Origin of the sequence: Paenibacillus sp. YPG26, from assembly GCF_023704175.1 — a bacterium.
Taxonomy (GTDB): Bacteria; Bacillota; Bacilli; order Paenibacillales; family Paenibacillaceae; genus Fontibacillus.
On sequence record NZ_CP084530.1, the window covers coordinates 416,008 to 431,311 of the forward strand.

Annotated in this window: 15 protein-coding genes; 6 read left to right on the forward strand and 9 right to left on the reverse strand. The window is 47.7% G+C overall.

What is annotated here, in order from left to right; all coding sequences use genetic code 11:
* Positions 1 to 8: 8 nt before the first annotated feature.
* Positions 9 to 620 (forward strand): hypothetical protein, encoded by a 612-nt coding sequence (locus tag LDO05_RS01900; protein WP_251377230.1) that lies wholly within the window; start codon positions 9 to 11, stop codon positions 618 to 620.
* A 36-nt stretch (positions 621 to 656) separates the two neighbouring features.
* On the opposite strand, the gene LDO05_RS01905 is transcribed toward LDO05_RS01900, so the two are convergent.
* The 4 genes from LDO05_RS01905 to LDO05_RS01920 all read right to left on the reverse strand — a co-directional run bounded on the left by LDO05_RS01905 (position 657) and on the right by LDO05_RS01920 (position 4,139).
* On the reverse strand, positions 657 to 1,025 hold the full coding sequence (locus LDO05_RS01905) for a type II toxin-antitoxin system HicA family toxin (RefSeq protein ID WP_251377231.1): 369 nt from the start codon (positions 1,023 to 1,025) through the stop codon (positions 657 to 659).
* Positions 1,026 to 1,317: 292 nt separating this feature from the next.
* Positions 1,318 to 2,175: a sugar phosphate isomerase/epimerase family protein gene (locus tag LDO05_RS01910; protein ID WP_251377232.1), complete on the reverse strand. Its 858-nt coding sequence runs from the start codon at positions 2,173 to 2,175 to the stop codon at positions 1,318 to 1,320.
* Positions 2,172 to 3,059, reverse strand: a complete 888-nt coding sequence (locus LDO05_RS01915; protein ID WP_251377233.1) for a sugar phosphate isomerase/epimerase family protein — start codon at positions 3,057 to 3,059, stop codon at positions 2,172 to 2,174. Before LDO05_RS01915 ends, LDO05_RS01910 begins: the two co-directional genes overlap by 4 nt.
* An 18-nt stretch (positions 3,060 to 3,077) precedes the next feature.
* Positions 3,078 to 4,139: a Gfo/Idh/MocA family protein gene (locus LDO05_RS01920; RefSeq protein ID WP_251377234.1), complete on the reverse strand. Its 1,062-nt coding sequence runs from the start codon at positions 4,137 to 4,139 to the stop codon at positions 3,078 to 3,080.
* Positions 4,140 to 4,270: 131 nt separating this feature from the next.
* Between LDO05_RS01920 and LDO05_RS01925 the strand changes: the two genes are divergently transcribed.
* The 3 genes from LDO05_RS01925 to LDO05_RS01935 all read left to right on the forward strand — a co-directional run bounded on the left by LDO05_RS01925 (position 4,271) and on the right by LDO05_RS01935 (position 7,102).
* Positions 4,271 to 5,131 (forward strand): helix-turn-helix domain-containing protein, encoded by an 861-nt coding sequence (locus LDO05_RS01925; protein WP_251377235.1) that lies wholly within the window; start codon positions 4,271 to 4,273, stop codon positions 5,129 to 5,131.
* A gap of 141 nt (positions 5,132 to 5,272) precedes the next feature.
* A complete protein-coding gene (locus tag LDO05_RS01930) occupies positions 5,273 to 5,815 on the forward strand; it encodes a hypothetical protein (RefSeq protein WP_251377236.1) in 543 nt (180 codons plus the stop codon).
* Positions 5,816 to 5,977: 162 nt separating this feature from the next.
* Positions 5,978 to 7,102, forward strand: a complete 1,125-nt coding sequence (locus LDO05_RS01935; protein ID WP_251377237.1) for a hypothetical protein — start codon at positions 5,978 to 5,980, stop codon at positions 7,100 to 7,102.
* Between the two features lie 158 nt (positions 7,103 to 7,260).
* Here LDO05_RS01935 and LDO05_RS01940 read toward each other — a convergent pair whose 3' ends face one another.
* The 4 genes from LDO05_RS01940 to LDO05_RS01955 form a co-directional block, all read right to left on the reverse strand.
* Entirely contained in the window at positions 7,261 to 8,643 is a 1,383-nt protein-coding gene (locus tag LDO05_RS01940) for an esterase-like activity of phytase family protein (protein WP_251377238.1), read from the reverse strand.
* A gap of 271 nt (positions 8,644 to 8,914) precedes the next feature.
* Positions 8,915 to 10,327: an NAD(P)-binding domain-containing protein gene (locus LDO05_RS01945; protein ID WP_251377239.1), complete on the reverse strand. Its 1,413-nt coding sequence runs from the start codon at positions 10,325 to 10,327 to the stop codon at positions 8,915 to 8,917.
* An 85-nt stretch (positions 10,328 to 10,412) separates the two neighbouring features.
* The gene (locus tag LDO05_RS01950; protein WP_251377240.1) at positions 10,413 to 10,862 is read right to left on the reverse strand and encodes a MarR family winged helix-turn-helix transcriptional regulator; all 450 of its coding nucleotides are present in this window, start codon (positions 10,860 to 10,862) and stop codon (positions 10,413 to 10,415) included.
* A gap of 220 nt (positions 10,863 to 11,082) precedes the next feature.
* Positions 11,083 to 11,529 (reverse strand): GNAT family N-acetyltransferase, encoded by a 447-nt coding sequence (locus LDO05_RS01955; protein ID WP_251377241.1) that lies wholly within the window; start codon positions 11,527 to 11,529, stop codon positions 11,083 to 11,085.
* Positions 11,530 to 11,649: 120 nt separating this feature from the next.
* Here LDO05_RS01955 and LDO05_RS01960 point away from each other — a divergent pair, with 120 nt between their 5' ends.
* The gene (locus LDO05_RS01960) at positions 11,650 to 13,032 is read left to right on the forward strand and encodes an aminotransferase-like domain-containing protein (protein WP_251377242.1); all 1,383 of its coding nucleotides are present in this window, start codon (positions 11,650 to 11,652) and stop codon (positions 13,030 to 13,032) included.
* A 131-nt stretch (positions 13,033 to 13,163) separates the two neighbouring features.
* On the opposite strand, the gene LDO05_RS01965 is transcribed toward LDO05_RS01960, so the two are convergent.
* Positions 13,164 to 13,775, reverse strand: a complete 612-nt coding sequence (locus LDO05_RS01965; protein ID WP_251377243.1) for a TetR/AcrR family transcriptional regulator — start codon at positions 13,773 to 13,775, stop codon at positions 13,164 to 13,166.
* Positions 13,776 to 13,945: 170 nt separating this feature from the next.
* On the opposite strand from LDO05_RS01965, the gene LDO05_RS01970 reads away from it, so the two are divergent.
* Complete coding sequence (locus LDO05_RS01970; protein ID WP_481857039.1) at positions 13,946 to 15,187, forward strand: MFS transporter; 1,242 nt, start codon at positions 13,946 to 13,948, stop codon at positions 15,185 to 15,187.
* The last annotated feature ends 117 nt before the right edge of the window (positions 15,188 to 15,304 follow it).

Here is a 15,304-nt window from a genome sequence, read left to right on the forward strand (position 1 = left end):
AATACCTGATGAAACAACGGCATGAAGCCGCTATGGAATATTTGAAGACAGCTGAAGTCTCAGAAAAAAGTCCTCAGATCAGAGAAGCGATTAACGAGCTGGATTATCACTTCATTAAGTCTAACGAGGCACCAGTGTTAGCGGATATTTATTTCAAGCTAAAGGACATGGCGCTGCGGAACCGGATACTTGGCTGTCTTATGCATGTCTCGCATCACGAGCCGGGGCTGAAGCCTTTTTTTCAGGATGCATATAAAAAAGAGCGTTACTTGGACATGAAATTGAAAGCCGTTCGGGGTCTGGCGAATTATGCGGCAGAGCCTGAAATGGATCAGATTATGGAGCATTTCCTGAAGCTGCTGAAAAAAAGACCGGAACATACCCCTTATAACTATCAGGAATACGAATATCTGCGTTCTGCCAGCGGGCTGCCGTACCTGATTAAGAGATATGGGTACTCTTGCTTTGAGAAGGCTCTACTCCAAGTAGAGAAGCAATATAACGATATGCCGGATGCATTTAAGGGACATCATACTTATGATGAAGAAGGTAACTTCATAGAGCTGAGAAGTGCAGATGAGGTCCAGAAGATGATGAATAGATTCTTTGGCAACGCCTAGACTCTATTTTTTATTATTTAACACTACACACTTGTCTTATTTGTCAGCAATATTGACGGTATTGTCATCTACGTAATAAATGACATAATTCCCATTCCATATTTTTGTAGTAACTATGGTCTCTTTATTGTCTTTCTTGAAGAAGAATCCAGACCCTTCCTGCTGCCTGAACTGCCAGCCTTCCCTCTCCATTCGATCTTTAACCAGCTCATTACTGTTCTCATTTAATCCGAGGAACTGCCCCTTGTCTTCCATCTGAATAATAGATACATCTGTCGTATTTAATTTATACATAAGCTTTAAATTGTTGTAACCAACGTTATTGATGTATGTTGCTCCTAATAGGACTACAAGAACAACAACTCCAATCATGCTAAATAGGGCAATTCTCCATCTTAACCTCATGCGTTCGTCCCCCAGAAAATAAGAATTGTGGTGACACCGAGTGACAGGGCAGTGAACGTGTGTTTTTTAATGCAAAGTCTTCTCAAGACTTCTATTGAAATATTCAATCACTGCTATTCTGGTCTGGTGATTAGCCTCGTTAGCCTTGTCCTTGTACGCCAGAAACTCTTTCAAATCATTAGGATCTCTTTTTTCTCTTCTTTTCCTCCTAATTTGAATGAAGTGTAAATACAGAATTCATCATATACACTAATGGTAGAATATTCAATAGGAGGAAAAGTGAGGGTGATACTCAGACTTCGTTCCAGATCCGCGCCACATTGTCAAAAGCAATTCGGGTTCCTAAGCGGCACTCTTCCATGCCTTCATATTCAATCGAGATGTAGCCGTCGTAGCCGGAGCTCTTGACGATCCTTAAGATCTCGTACAGATCCAGGTCGCCCTGACCGGCAATCGCTCCGCGCAGGTAAGTTCCTCCGGCACTTCGGAACCAGCCTTCACCGGGGTTCCGGGAACCGGGACGAATATAGAAGTCCTTCACGTGAACCATGGAGGCATAAGGAATATTGCGGCGAACTGCAATCACCGGGTTCTCATCCACACAGACGAAGTTGCCTACATCCAGTGTGGTCTTGAAGTTAGGACGATCTACGGCATGAATTAGCGCCTGTATGCGGTCACTGGCCTGCACGTAATATCCGTGGTTCTCGGCACTGGTGGTGATTCCATACTGCTTAGCGTAATCCGCAATTCGCTGGCAGGCATGGGAGATCCGCGGGAGGTCCTCGTTGAACCGCAGGATGGATGTGTCCGTCCTTGAAGCCACATCGTGGCGCATTAACCGGGCGCCCAGCCGGTGAACCCGGTCCACTTCGGAGATGACCCGCTGAATCTCAGCTTCGTATTCCTCCTCGGTATCTGTAATGAAGTTGGCTCCGATCGCGTAGTTGGAAATGTCCAGCTGCAAAGCCGATGCCTTCTCACGGATCTGACCTTCCAGTTCAGGATTCTCGCTCAGGTCATACCCAATTGGAACAATCTCGATATGCTCCGCGCCGATGCCGCGGGTCCATTCCATCACTTCGAGGATGTCCATTTCTCCTGCTTCCAGCGCCTGATACAGGCTGTACGAACTAATCCCGAGCTTCATGAATGCTGCTCCTTATATGCCTTGATAAAAGCTACCGCCCGGCGGATATCTTCCTCCGGATTGGCCCCTACTTCCCGCTCAATCGTCAGATATCCAGCATAGCCGATCTCCTGCAAAGCCGCGAAATAAGCGGGGAAGTCCACTTGTCCTTCGCCGAGCGGGACCTCCTCGAAGGCCGCCCCGGAGGCTGCCATGTCGGCGATCTTCTCATGATCCATCGCCCCGTAGCCCAGATAGCCGTACACATCCCTTGGGTCAACGGGTCGCAGACGCTTCCCGTCCTTCACGTGGGTGTGTACAAGGTAATCTGCCAGCAGCTTCACCCCAGCCACCGGATCGTCTCCGGTCACCATGACCATGTTCGCCGGGTCGAAGTTCACGGACACACCGTTCGTGCTGAGGGTATCCAGGAAGCTTTTCAGATGAGCGGCCCGCTCAGGCCCGGTCTCAATCGCAAAATAAGCATTCATGCTCCTCGCGTACACCCCGAGCTCCTCGCAAGCCCGCTGCATTGAGTCATAGATTCGGCTGCTTGTGTCGTCCGGCACGATGCCGATATGGGTGGTAACCACGCGGGTTCCGAGCTCCGCGGCAAGGTCCAGAATCCGCTTGGACTTCTCAATCTTCGCCGGATTCGCTTCGGCATCCTGGAAGCCGTGACCCGCCAGGTCCCCGCACAGGGCGGAGACTTCTAGTCCAAGATCTTCAATATAGCTGCGCAGCTCCCTGCGCTGCGTTCCATTTAAGCGGGCAGGGTCCATCTCGCCGGATACGGCATAGATCTGAACGCCATCAGCGCCCGCTTCCTTCGCTTTTACCAAGCCATCTCTAACCCCTACGCCAAAGCTATCGACAATCACGCCGATTTTATTGGTAAGCTTCATCTCTACAGAGCCTCCTTATTATCCGAAATGAATCTCCCGGCCTTCCTCTGCCGATTGATAGATTGCGTTCAGGATTTTGATCATCTCTACGCCGTCTTCCACCGGGCTGTTCGTCTCTATGAGGCCAAGACAAGCATCGACAAAATGATTAATTTCGTTATCAAAAGCCTCCTGGAAATTGAATCCAGGCTCGCTAATCTGCGGCTCGATATTGATGATCGTGTTATGCTTCTCCGTCACAATGGAGAGTGCCGGTTCAATCTCAGCTCCGCCCTTATCCCCGTAAATATTAACTTGAGCCGAGTTCATCTTGGCGTGCAGCGAGAAGCTGACATCGACCATCAGGGAGGCGCCGTTCTCGAACCTCACTAGAGCGTTCGCCATATCCTCGACCGTATTCAAGGAAGCATCGTAGTCCGCCGCCTGGTAGAAGCTGAAGTTCTCAATGTGGGAGCGGTTGCCCAGCTTGCTGTACGTATTTCCGCTGACGGACGTCACTTTGGGTCTGCCCATAAGGTACCAGCATAGATCAATCACATGGACGCCGATGTCAATCAGCGGTCCGCCGCCGGAACGCTCCTTGTCCGCGAACCAGCCGCCCGGATTGCCGAGCCGCCGGATGATGCTGGCTTTGGCAAAATAAATCTCGCCGAGGTCCCCGGCATCTATAAATTTCTTCAGCACTCCAATGTTGGAGGCGTGCCGGCGGACATAGCCGACCTGGAGCAGTCTCCCGGTACGCTGAACGGCCTCCTCAATCTTCAGAGCTTCGTCCACCGTCTTGCACAGCGGCTTCTCACAGAGTACGTCCTTGCCGGCTTCAAGAGCGGCGATACTGATCTCTGCATGCGTGTTGTTCCAGGTACAAATGCTGACGGCACCCACTTCCGTGTTCGCAAGCAGGTCGTGGTAATCCGTATATACATGAGGGATGCCGTATTTCTTCGCCGTCTCCTGGGCCCTGGCCTCATTCAGATCACTGATTGCCCACAGCTTGACTTTCGGGTTGGCCTGATAAGCTGACAGATGACTTTCGGAGATGGATCCGTTACCGATAAGACCGATCTTGAGCTCGCTCATTGTATGCGCTTCCATCCTTTCGTGATCCGTGAGGGGCTGATACAATAGGATTATATAAGCTGCACGGATATGTGATATATGTTCATTACATTCAATTTAGCATGACTGAAATGCGGGGGTGAATGTGCGGGATGACAAAGTATCTGGATTATATGATCAGTTCGGATCCTATCCGGATTTTCAATCCGGCTGTGGAAGCAAGCAAACGGAAGCTGAAGTCAATTGCTGTTGTTAACGCCGGACATCTGCCCGGCAGAACGCTGCAGCGGAGGGAAGCAAGGTTCAAGTATTGGGCATTCGCCATGATTACGAAGGGCAGCGGCTATTACCAGGTTGACGGCGGTGAAATACAGCAGGTGGAGGCTGGAAGCTGGTTCTGTCTGTATCCGGGAGCCGTATTTAACTATGGTCCTAAGCAGGGCGGGGTCTGGGATGAGTATTACTTTACGGTGGAGGGCAGCAGAATTACGGAATGGCTTGAAAGCTGGCTCCCTGATCCATCCCTGGTGAAGACAGCGGTCATTGATGAGAAATTCATTCACAAGATGGAGCTGACGTTCATGCTCATGGACAGCGGAGTTCCAAGTAATCTTGACCGCGCCGCCATGATGATCGAGGCGTTCATGTATGAGCTCGTCACCCAGGCGGACCGGATTCAGGAGGGCGGCCGGGGAGGGCTGGTGCTCAAGGTGATTGAGGACCTGACAGAGTCCCTGCACACTACGCAAGAGCCAGCAGACCTGGCGGCCAGGCACCATATCTCTGTCTCGACACTGCGTAGAATCATCCATGATTACACAGGCTTCCCCCTTAATGAATACATCCACCAGCTGAAGATTGGAGAAGCGAAGAACATTTTGCTTAATACGGAGCTGTCCGTCAAGGAGATTGGCGAAGCGCTCGGTTACAAAGATACGTTCTACTTCTCCAGAGTATTCAAAAGAATTACCGGCATCTCGCCGAGAAGCTACCGAGGGCGGGGCGGACAGTGAGGTGAGGCGGAGGATACAGTCACTTGAGACGGAGTTCATTATTCACAAGAATAGGAGTTCTTTTGACAGTTTAGTAAGTTTAAATGTGATAGTAAGGTAGAAAACTTTTTAAGTTATGCAAATTTCGAAGGGGGGAGAACCATGGTCAAAAGAATATATCTTCTACTCTTAGTGTGCGGCTGGTTTCTGGCAGGCTGTACGAATTCTAGAGAAGCTAACCTGGAGCATACCACTCCAGATGGGCCAACTACCGCCATGACTATTGCTATAGTTGGCGATGGCCTGAATCCAGTCATTCGGAATGTTAGTTACGTGCCGGTTGAACTCGAAGATTTAGGTAAAGTTCATAGCAGATCATTTGATGGACTAATTATATTTAAGGATAAGTTCGACGAAGCGGCACAACCGAAGAACAAACAGTTCTTTAAGAGTATTGACTACCCCGTGTTCTTCATTGGAGCAGAAGAGATATTAACAGCCGCATTCTATAGCGAAGATATTACACTTGACCAAGTAAAAGGTACGAGATCGGGCCCATACGCTTCGGGGTTTGTCCGAGCTGAGGAAGGCGGTTATCGAACATGGGATATTGATCTGCCTAATAATCCGACGGATAAAGACAAGGGGCTGAATACGATAATTAGAATCTGCAATATTATAGAGGATTATAAGAGAACTAAGTAACTCTTAGTTGAATCCAACGGATACCCATAGTCCAGACAATCTTTTCAAAGTGTTCTGTCGTTTAATTAATTTTACTTAGGCGTTCAACCAGACTTGCTGCCGCGCATATCCTAGAGTGTAAGCATTTTTCTTCTGACATTCAAAGGAGCGTGTTGAACTATCATGGCGGATCGGGAAAAGCATTATTTTGCGCGCGGCAATACGGCTGCTGGATTATATACGTTGTTCGACTCAGTGCTGACCGGACTTGACACAGTGTTCGTGCTGGGTGGACGCGCGGGGGCGGCCAATGCAAGGGTGCTGCAGGAGCTGGCGGCTGCCTGGAGCAGCAGGGGCTGGAGTGTGCATTATATCCACCAGCCTCTGGACAGTAGGCTGCTCGAAGGCGTGATTTTGGAAGATGCGCGAATTGGAGTCGTTGACGGGAATGCGTGGGGTGCAGATCCGGTACTGGAGGGTACCGAGATTCGGTACGTTGATCTGGAGAGGATACTGGATAAGGAAATTCTGGAGGCTTCAGCGGATGAGCTTGAGGAGTTGGATCAGCAGATCAGCTCGACCTATAATGAGGCCTATGCTACTTTCCACAAGACCCTGCGGATTCATGATGATTGGGAGAAGTTCTATATCGATAATCTGGACCGGACAGCCGCGAACCACATTGCGGAACAGCTTATTGAGGAATACTTAATTCCAAGCGCAGCGCCAGCCGGAGAGGGGAACCAGCAAGGAAAAGTGGTTCACCGCTTTCTCGGTGCCGCGACCTGGCAGGGGGCTATCGACTATGTGCCGAACCTGACGGAGGATATGAATACCCGTATTTTTGTAAAAGGACGTCCGGGCTCCGGCAAATCGACCCTGTTCAAGAAGCTTGCCGCCGAGGCGCAAAGCTGTGGTATCCGAACCGAGATCTATCACTGCGGATTCGATCCGAATAGTCTCGACATGCTGATCTTCCCGGAGCTCAGTCTGGCTATATTCGATAGCACCGCTCCCCATGAGCATTTTCCTGCCCGCAAGGGGGACTCCGTGCTCGATGTCTACAAGCTGGCTATTGCTGCCGGCACGGATGAAAAGTACGCGAGTGAAATCGCCGGGGTTAAGAGCCGTTATACCAGCTCGATGAAAGAGGCCATTGCACTCTTAGAGGGAGTCAAGGATGCCCGGGACCGCATCACCGCGATCTATAATGACGCCCTGGATATTCACGCGCTGCATGAATTATCCGCAGAACTGCTGCGGGAAGTGGATCAGCTGCTTGATCCATCGGTGCTGGGCTCGAAGTGAAATAACTATTCGCTATAAAATTAGAAACAGCAAGTCTCCGGGGGAATGGAGACTTGCTGTTTCTTGTATTGGATCCCTGGCGGCTTATCTTCATGACTTTGTCAGCGGCCGCCTTTGTGTTCAGATATACACTGTCATGACTATTTCAATATGTCGCCTTACTTCAAGACATAAGGCAGTTCAAAGGTCCACAGGTCCGTACCGTTCTCCTTGGAGTCCGGCCGGTCTACACCAAAGTCATTGTCGTTCACAAGCACCAGGGTATGGCCATTCACCAGGGTAAGGCCCTCGATCTTCTCGTTCGGATACTTAAGCTCTACCACGTCGAGAATGGTTCTTTTGATTGGAGGGACAATGCCTGTCTTATCGAACTCTGTAATGCTGAGCTGCTCCAGGGTCTTACCTGCTTTGGCGGTATCGTCATACTGGCCGAGAATGTTGGTCGCATTGGTCAGGTTGATCTGGTAAATTCGCTTGAGCTGGGCTTTGTCGCCCGAGTTCTTGTCACGCTCGTCAATCAGCAGTGTGTTCTCATTGACTACGTGGAGGTCGGAGATAACAATATCCGACTGCTTCAGGTCCTTGAACTGCTTGGCATCCTCAGCGATATAAGCGTACTCGGCAACCGGCTTCAGCGTAGCGAGATCAAGCTTGAGAATCCGGATTGCGCGTGAATTATCGACATTCTTGTCCGGGTTCCGAAGCGGGCTCTGCATGGCCATGAACAGCCATTTTCCATCAGGGGTAATGCCTACGGCTTCCGCTCCCCGGTTCTGACGACGGGTAAGGTAGGAAGCTGGAAGCACGTCCTTGAGCGGGAGCTCAGGCGTATTCAGCTCGGAACTGATGCCCTTGGGAGCCAGACGCTGCAGAAGCGTGCCGTCCCGTTTGACCTGCACGAGATAGGGGCCGTACTCATCGGAGATCCAGAATGTATCATCCTTAGGATTATAGGCGAGACCTTCCACATCCAGTCCATACGGATCGTAAGAAATGATATTGGCCGCGGCTTTGTCGTAAGGCACTTCATCCCGTGACTTCAGGTTCGGCAGCCCGGTAATAAGGTTCGTGCCGGTAACCGGGTCTTTGCCGTTAATTTTCAGCGGAATGGTCTCCAGAATCTTGATCTGGCCCTGGTCCAGCTGGATTTTGTAAATGGTAGGCGTATAGTTCACCATCGGGAAGGTACGGCGAGTCGAGCCGTTCGCATCAATCTCTCCATTCGGACCACGGTCTGCCGTTGTATAGAAGATATCGTCCGGATCACCCGGAATATGTACGAGGGAGGAACCGATCCCAAATTTGATACCCGGGGCAAGATCCGGCTGGTTCAGCGTGTATTTGCCAGTGAGCTTCGGCTTGGCCGTCAGGACTACGCTCGTGTGCGCGGCATTCCAATCTTCATATGTACTGATCTTGGTGACCTGACCGTTGACCATATACTCGATTTCAGCAGCTTGGACTGTGGAAGACAGAGCGGAGACGCCTCCCACAGAGAGTGCGGCCAGTGCGGCGATGAACCATTTTTTTGACGAAGACATAAGTTAAGAGACCCCTTCCAGAAGAGAAATAATCGACTCTAGTCGACTTGATTAGATCTATTCTAGTGTTGATTTATTAGTGGAATGTATGTGGAGCGTCTGGATTATGTAAAAACGTAAACAGGACATAAAAGACAGTCTGCTGTGGCACCAGATTTCATACACTCACTAGCAAAAAGTCCAGGCGAGTTAAGAGCTCGCCTGGACTTTATTTAACAGTAACAGCTTCCCGCGTCGAATGTCCGATAAGCTCATAAGCTCATCAGAATATTTATGAGCAGGCTGAGGGGCCGCAGGATGGGGCCTTAGCTTCTTCCTCCGAAGCACCACAGCAGCTGCTTGGAGTGGATACTGCGATGGGGATGATCGAGAGCCTCTTTGGAGTGGAAGTGCAGGAGCTGCCGCTCTCCATATCGGCGGGCAAGGATTTGGGCACCGAGCATACACCGGTTGCAGGAAGGTGGAGCCTGACCTCGCGGGCGGCTTCCTCATCCCCTGCCAAAGCGGCTGTGACGCTGCGGACCTGCTCATACCCTGTGGCAAGCAGGAAGGTCGGCGCTCTGCCGTAGCTTTTTGAACCCACAATATAGAAGTTCTTCTCTGGCTGACGGAGCTCAGCTTCGCCGTGAGGACGAACGGTGCCGCAGCTGTGGATGTTGGGATCAATGAGATCGGCCAGTTGAGGAACGGATTCAACAACGGAGTCAGACGCATAGCGCAGCTCGCGCAGGAAGGAGAAGTCAGGTCTTGACCCCGTGGCAACAATAACCTCATCAAGGTGATCAATGGAGTAATCCTGGCCTAGCTTTGTTCCGCGAAGGGAGAGCTTGCTGGAGGCCTGATCCTTTGTAATCTGATGGATAAGAAATGGAGTGTGGACCTGGACATTACCGTTGTGCACGTACCGTTGTGCCCGCATCCCGAGCTCGCCCCGAGCAGGCAGACCATCATTCTCTCCGCCTCCGAATACATCTGTCAGAGATTGCTTTCTAAGCACCCAATGAATCGTTGTTGCTGGTACTCGCAGTTTCAATTCATGTAGGAGTGTAAGCGACTGAATAGCGGAATGGCCGCCCCCCACAACCGCAATATTTTTACCGGCGTATCTGCCTATACTTGAGCCTGAGCTGTCGGGGATGCCATAGGTGATGTAGTTCTGGTGCTCCAATTCTCCGTCAGCTGCGTTGCCGCTCGCGCCAATAGGGTTTGGAGTAAGCCAGGTTCCCGTTGCATCGATAACAGCGGAGGCCTCCACCCGAAGGAGTTCGCCTTGTCTCTCGTATTCAATAACGAAAGGCGCAAGTTCACGGCCGTTCGTCTTCATCTTGTCGAACCCCTTGCGGTGAACCGCTTTGACCGTCGATTCCAGATGTATATAAGGTCTGATCTGGGCTAACTTGGACAACGGCTCCAGATATAGCTGAACCAGCTCCTTGCCGGTAGGCATATGATCCTGCGGCGGTGCGCTCCAGCCTGCTTCGAGCAGCAGCTCCTTGGCGGCTGAATCAATATTGAACTCCCATGGGGAGAACATTCTAACATGGCCCCAGCCAAGAATGGACGCTCCAATTTGAGCCCCTCTTTCAAATAACACAAAAGGCATGCCGCGCTGTGCAAGTTGAGCAGCTGCCGCCAAGCCTACAGGACCACCGCCTAGAATTGCTGTTGGTAACAGGTTTAACATGTTGTTGTCCTCCTCAAGTATTGAGTTGTTTTTAATGGGTCATAAACTTGCATAATGCAACTAATAACTTAAAGTTAAACCTCCATTATTTCGGAGGTATACAACAAGAAGCTGATTTCTGCATGGCATCGTTAAGCAGCTTAATAGAGCGGATCACGGTATCGCGTTCGAATTCAGTCATGGTGGAGAGAACATCGTGCAGCTGGGCATTCACAGTCAGATTAATCCGGTTCTCTATTTCAAGCCCTTCAGTTGTTAAAGACAAGATGTTGATGCGATTGTCGGAGGGATGGGGAGTTTTCTTGACCAGTCCCTTGTCTACTAGGGTTTTGATCTGCCTGCTAAAGGTCGTAATATCCATTCCCAGCGCACCGGCGATCTCCTGCATGGAAGGTTGATGCTGGCGGTTGATCTCGTACAGAATATGACTCTGGACAAGTGAGATCTCCTGGCTGCAGCAGTTGTCGCAGCAGTGCTCATTCAATATTCCGAAGTTTCTTGAGAGAAGCTGGAACAAATTACGTACATTTTCCATAGTTAAAACCTCCTGAATCAGTTATAACACTAATAGTTGCATAGTGCAAGTTATATTTCGTGATTGATTCAACATATGGAGATCGGTCACAGCTATTAAAATAAGTTTTGGACTGATCCATAAAAGAAGCAGCGGCGGACCAAATCTTGCGAATAAAGTCTTAGACCGCCACTCCATATAATTATTTGCCCAGCTGGTCAATCTGTCCCGGATATGCCCTCTACAGACAGTTAACAGAACTTAAACTGTTCCATGACTTAGGGTCATGGACTACCCGTTGCATGGTATCCACCGATTTAAAATCATACTGTTCATAAAATGTGTGAGCATCTTTTGTGAAAAGTCCTGTTGTCTTCACTTGCAAATCCGGATGTTCAATTATACAACTTAATATCCATTTTCCAAGTCCTTTTCCACGGAAATTAGGATCAATAATGACATCACAAACCCAAGCGAAAACTACATGATCCGTAATAACTCTTGCAAAGCCGATCTGTTTCCCATATTCAAACAAACCAAAACATAAAGAATTGCGCATGCTTTGAACAATAACATCCTTGGGTCGCTCTGAAGCCCAGTAACTATTAGACAGTAGTTCATATACAGCATCTGTATCCATTCTTTCGAAACTGCAACTAATTAAATAACTATCTTTGTGCCATTCCATATTTGAACCTCCTTGTTTTCTATATCTATATCAGTACAATTTGAGTATACTAACACTTGGGAAGTAAATATATGGTGATTATATTCATCTGTACAGGTACAGAAAAGAGGTCTCTCTCTAATGAATACAAAATACATGCAAATCATGGATGTAGTTAGGGGACAACTGAAAAGTGGACAACTGGGGGCAGGGCATAAACTTCCTTCTATTCGGCAATTGTCCGAACACTTTAGTTGTAGTAAAAACACAATCATACGAGCTTTTAACGAATTAGAAAAAGAACATTTGATCTATTCGGTTCCTAAAAGTGGATATTATGTTGTAAATGAATCTCAATCATCTAATCCCGATATTATGAACAAGAAGATTAATTTTTTGTCTGCTGGTCCGGATAAAGAAGCAATGCCCTACCTTGATTTCCAGCATTGTTTAAACCAAGCTATCGACATGTATAAAGATGAACTGTTTAATTACTCTGATCAACAAGGATTTTACTCACTTCGCCTCCAACTCGTTAAACATCTACAGGACTTACAGGTGTTCACTGTTCCTGAGAGATTGTTTATTGTATCGGGATCACAACAAGCTCTTAATCTGTTGGTGTCAATGCCATTTCCTAATGGAAAAAATAATATTTTACTAGAACAACCTACCTATTTTGGTCTCATCGATTCAGTTCAACTTCATAATAAAACTGCTTTTGGAATTGAACGTACAAAGGATGGCATTGATTTAAATCGCTTAGAGTTTATATTCCGGAACAATCAAATTAAATTCTTTTATACTGTACCAAGGTTTCATAATCCACTCGGATACAGCTATACAAACGAACAAAAGAAGAGAATTGTAGAGCTAGCACAAAAATACGATGTCTACATAGTGGAAGACGATTACTTGGGTTCACTTGATCCGAATCCGAAATCTGATCCCATGTTCGCTTATGATCCTTCCGGCAGAGTGATTTATATTAAGAGTTTCTCCAAAATAATGCTTCCTGGATTAAGACTTGGAGTAGCGGTATTGCCTCATTTAATGGCTAGCACATTTCTGAGATATAAATTTAGTGCAGATTTCAATAGCTCGGCTCTTTCTCAAGGAGCGTTGGAAATTTACTTAAAAAACGGTATGTTTAATGCGCATATCAAAAAAATTAGAGAACTCTATCAAAGAAAAATGCAGTTACTTCAAGATGCATGTGAGCAATATTTACCTTCTAATACGTTATATTCAAAACCTACTTCAGGATTTTTCTTAATCGTATTTCTTCCTGAACCAATAAAAGCCAAACAAATAGTTGATTTGTTGTTACAAGAGAATATCTTTGTAGATGATGCAACAAGGATGTTTCTACCCGAATACAGAAAGGAAAATATGCTTCGTTTGAGTGTTTCTCAAGTTGAGGAGAACCTGATCGCTCAAGGGGTAGAACAAATAGCTCGGTGCATCCATTTCATCCAAGAAACGAAAGGTGTTTATATGCAGAGCCCATCTTCTTTCATGTAAGCTATATATTCTCACGAAGTCCGGCATGCAGATGCAAGGAGCTATGGCCATATTCACTTAATCTTCCAGTTAGTTGAGAGAACCGGCAGCCACGGAAGGCTGCCGGTTCTCTGTAATCGTTGAGCTAGTTTCTACATTCCCGCGTCATGGCTTGTATGTGGGGCGGCTGTGAGTAACAACAGCGCTGAATCGATGCAATTATCGATCCATTCCCGATTAGGGATTGATTTCTTTAATACGGTTATTCCGATGAAAGCTACAACAAGGGACTGAGCTATTGCCCGACAATTGACCGATCCATTGACCTCTCCAGAAGTTACCCCCCGTTCAAGCGTATCCTCAAATATCGCCGCCAAATATTGTTGATGCTCGCGTGTCAAAATTTCAAACTTCGCGTCGTGCGGAGCCAGCTCCACCATTGTATTGATGCAGAAGCATCCAATCCGCTCATGCGTTTCGTTAGGGAATGCCCCTTCTAGAAACAAGAGCCTGAAAGCAGTCTTGACACTAGTAATTTTGTTTAGCTTCAAGCGAACGGATTTAGCATGTAATTGGTTGTAATTACGAAGTGCTGATTCAAACAAAGACAATTTGTCTCCAAATGCAGCATATAAACTAGATTTTTGGATCCCCATGCGAGATGTTAAGTCACTTAGTGAAGTTGCCTCGTACCCTTTTTCCCAAAAAAGATGCATAGCCTCTGTTAATGCCTTTTGTGCATCGAACTCGCGAGCTTTAGCCATAAAGCCTCCCAATAAAAACCGAACGGTACATTAATGTGTTGTGTAAACATAGAATAATGATATCGGAATCATTCGTAGTAGTCAATATTCCGTTGACATGATTGAATTTTCGTGAGTTAATTAGGTTCGATAATAAAAAAACCGATCGGTACACTAAAGGAGGTTTTTCAATGTCAAGTTCCTCGAAGATCCGTCCGAATTACATGGAGTCAGACGCTCAACTTTCGAGCGCGGCTCTTTTTCTGTATGCGGTCATCTGCGGTTCGGCTGTAGCCACGGTGTATTATTCCCAACCTTTGCTTGATGCGATTGCTCTAGACTTTGGCATCAACAGCACGATCATCGGCACCGTAATAACAGTGACACAGATTTGTTATGCATTTGGATTGTTGTTTCTAGTCCCGCTAGGGGATTTGCTTGACCCACGCCGGCTCGTAACTGGGATGTTGTTATTTTTAGCGATTGCTTTAAGTATCGTTGCGTTAGCATCGAACACTTTGTTTCTGTTCATCGGCATGGGAATGGTTGGGTTCCAGGCTGTAGTTGCACAAGCCCTTGTTGCACTTGCCGCTAATCGAGCATCGTTGCACAGTCGTGGCCGGGCCATTGGAGTCGTTACAAGTGGTATCGTAATAGGGATTCTATTGGGTCGCACCATTTCGGGCACCTTAGCGGATATGGCCGGATGGCGATCCGTTTATATAGTCACAGCAGTAATCATGATCTGCATGGCTTATCTATTCCTAACCGTTACACCCGCTACACGGCGTCCGCCAAGTCAAAACACGTATCGGGGAATGCTCAGCTCTATGAAAGATTTATTCGTTCAAATACCGCTATTGAGAATTCGTGGACTACTTGGCTTCTTCATTTTTTCGGACTTTAGTATTTTATGGTCCTCAATGGTATTGCCGTTGAGCTCCCCTCCACTTTCGTTCAGCCACAGTGTCATTGGATTGTTTGGCCTTGCTGGTATAGCGGGGGCGCTGGCCGCCAGCAGTGCGGGACGACTGGCAGACCGGGGGTTAGGACAACGAACGACGGGCATCGCTTTGTTACTGTTAATGTTTTCCTGGATACCCATAGGGTTTTTACAGCATTCCATGTTGCTATTTATCATTGGTGTCGTTACGTTGGATTTCGCTGTGCAGGCTGTTCACGTTACAAATCAGAGTATAATATTAAGTGTTCGTCCAGAAGCGAGGAGCAGGCTAACCGCAGGGTACATGATCTTTTATTCCTTGGGAAGCGCAACAGGTGCATTAGCGTCAACCTGGATTTATTCTTGGGCGGGGTGGTTCGGCGTGTGCATACTGGGGATCTTGGTAAGCATGATAGCGGTGTTTTTTTGGGCATGTACTTTGAAAATGTCCTATCGTTCTACTCATGCACAGCAGCCCTTCAATATTTAAGTAATAGACTGGACAAAAAAATTAAACAGCGGCAAACCAAGACTTGAAAAATAAAGTCTTAGACTGTCGCTGTTGTCTTTAATTTGGGAACAAGGGATTCAATTCATGCAGGTCCTC